Origin of the sequence: Aeromonas sp. ZOR0002 (genome assembly GCF_963866995.1) — a bacterium.
Classification (GTDB): domain Bacteria; phylum Pseudomonadota; class Gammaproteobacteria; order Enterobacterales; family Aeromonadaceae; genus Aeromonas; species Aeromonas caviae.
This window is the reverse complement of sequence record NZ_CAWMFQ010000158.1, coordinates 3,607-5,876: the sequence shown is the minus strand read 5'-3', so window position 1 is coordinate 5,876 and position 2,270 is coordinate 3,607. Positions and strand designations below refer to the sequence as shown.

Genomic DNA, 2,270 nt, shown 5'->3' with positions numbered 1-2,270 from the left:
GGGCTGCTGGTGGCGGGCTATGCCCAGGGGGCCGTGTTCGTGGGCAGTGCGACCCTGGTCAACCGCATCGCCCCCGCGGCCAGCCATGCGCGGCTGCTCTCCCTCTTCTATGTGATCGCCTATGTGGCGAACTGGGTGCCCGTGTGGCTGGGCTGGATGAGCGACGGGGCCGGCCTTGGGGTCGCGCTGGATCTGCTCTTCGTCGGCAGCACCCTGACAAGCCTCTGGTTGGCGTGGGCAGTGTCTCGGCGGCGCTTCGAACCCGCTGTCTGACAGGGGGATCACCCATCGACCAGGACGACGCTCCCGGCATCCAGGTGGTGCATCCACTCCCGCAGGATCAGCAGGGCGGCGGCGATGCGCTTCTCCCTCGGCAACTGGGCCGATGCCAGGGGATCCCCCTCCACCATGGCGGCAAGCTGGCCGAACAACCGCTCAATGTTTTCCCGGCTCTGCACCCGGTTGCCGAGCACCTCGGTCAGGGGCTCCGGGCTTTGCAGGTGCAGCACGGGGTGGGGCGGGATCCGTGCCGCGAGGGGCATCAGTACATCCTCCACCACCATGATGGCTTGCTCAAGTTCCAGGGGCGTCGGCGGATCCTGGCGAAAGGGTCCCGGGGTCAGGGCATCGAGCCCCAGTGTCAATGCAAATGTCTGGCTGGTGCCATCGGCCGCGGTGAGCGCGACCTGGCTTCGGGTATTGCCCAGGCTCAGCAAAATGGTGTCGTGATGCTCTCTGGTCATCTGATGTGCTCCCGGCGTTGGATGCCCCATGGATACACCCGCACAGGGCGGATTGGCGAGTCATTTCGCCCCCCATTCGGGCATCAGGGGTTGCAAAGATTCCCATGAGTGGCAATCTGGACGTCCAAACGTCTTTGAAGGAGCCCTGACATGGATATTCGTATCGTCCCCCGCGCCCTCGTACTCGCCCTCTCTCTGGTGGGGGCGAGTGCCCTTGCCAACGAGGCTCTGGTGTTCCAGACCGACTTCGGTCTCAAGGATGGCGCCGTCTCGGCCATGAAGGGGGTCGCCTTCGGGGTGGACCGCACCCTGCCGCTCCATGACCTGACCCATGAGATCCCGGCCTACAACATCTGGGAAGCCTCCTACCGTCTCTATCAGACCCTGCAATACTGGCCCGCGGGCACCGTCTTCGTCAGCGTGGTGGACCCCGGTGTCGGCACCGAACGCAAGTCGGTGGTACTCAAGACCAGGAGCGGCCACTACATCGTCAGCCCGGACAACGGCACCCTGACCCTGGTCGCGGAGCACTTCGGCATCGAGGCGGTGCGCCAGATAGACGAGAAGACCAACCGCCTCAAGGGCTCCGAGAAGTCCTACACCTTCCACGGCCGCGACGTCTACGCCTACACCGGCGCGCGCCTCGCCTCCGGTGCCATCAGCTTCGAGCAGGTGGGGCCTCTGCTGCCCGCCGAGGTGGTGACCATCCCCTATCAGCCCGCGGTGGCCGAGCAAGACGGTACCCTCAAGGGCACCATTCCGATCCTGGACGTGCAGTACGGCAACGTCTGGACCAATATCGACGACAGCCTGCTGACCAAGGCGGGTATCCACAAGGGGGACAACGCCTGCATCAGGATCAGCGAAGGGGATGCGCTGAAATACGAGGGCAAGGCCCCCTACGTCAGCAGCTTTGGCGATGTGCCGGAGGGCCAGCCCCTGGTCTACCTCAACAGCCTGTTGCAGGTGTCGGTGGCCCTGAACATGGACAGCTTCGCCGCCAAACATCAGGTGCAATCCGGCGCCAACTGGCATATCAGTCTGAAGAAGTGCGGCTAGACGCTGCCAGCGGGTGCTATCCGGTACAAACGGGCATAGCAGCCTGAAGAAGTGCAACTAGACGCTGCCAGCGGGTGCTATCCGGTACAAACGGGCATATCAGTCTGAAGAAGTGCAACTAGACGTTGCCAGCGGGTGCTATCCGGCACAAACGGGCATAGCAGTCTGAAGAAGTGCGGATAGGGTTCAACCCTTCTGTCGGCGACATGTCTTTCGGGGCGGTGGGACTGGTGTCCACCGCCCCTTGTCGTTGGCGGTGGCGTCTTGCCGGGCCAGCCGGTTATCTCATCATTTGTCATCCTCGTTTAATAAAGCGCTGCCATGCTGTGGCCGGACGCCGTGATGACGCAATGATTGCGCCGAGATAACAAGGAAAAGCCGATGAGCCGTTTTGACGAGAAAGACAGTGCCAACCACCCCCGCGAGCAGGAGCCGGCGTTCAACCGCCTCATTGAGGCGGGCCTGAGC

2 protein-coding genes and 1 pseudogene are annotated in these 2,270 nt (G+C 63.3%); 2 read left to right on the top strand and 1 reads right to left on the bottom strand.

Annotated elements, in window-relative coordinates:
* Positions 1–273 (top strand): annotated as a pseudogene (locus AACR77_RS09430) (MFS transporter); the annotation flags it as partial.
* Between the two features lie 8 nt (positions 274–281).
* On the opposite strand, the gene AACR77_RS09425 reads toward AACR77_RS09430, so the two are convergent.
* Positions 282–743, bottom strand: a complete 462-nt coding sequence (locus AACR77_RS09425; protein WP_042864380.1) for a hypothetical protein — start codon at positions 741–743, stop codon at positions 282–284.
* A gap of 150 nt (positions 744–893) precedes the next feature.
* Between AACR77_RS09425 and AACR77_RS09420 the strand changes: the two genes are divergently transcribed.
* Entirely contained in the window at positions 894–1,802 is a 909-nt protein-coding gene (locus AACR77_RS09420) for an SAM hydrolase/SAM-dependent halogenase family protein (RefSeq protein WP_039041304.1), read from the top strand.
* Positions 1,803–2,270: the final 468 nt, after the last annotated feature.

Bases quoted from the DNA above. Each gene is read 5' to 3' on its own strand.
- AACR77_RS09420 (WP_039041304.1), top strand. From the start codon at position 894: ATGGATATTCGTATCGTCCCCCGCGCCCTCGTACTCGCCCTCTCTCTG.
- AACR77_RS09425 (WP_042864380.1), bottom strand. From the start codon at position 743: ATGACCAGAGAGCATCACGACACCATTTTGCTGAGCCTGGGCAATACC.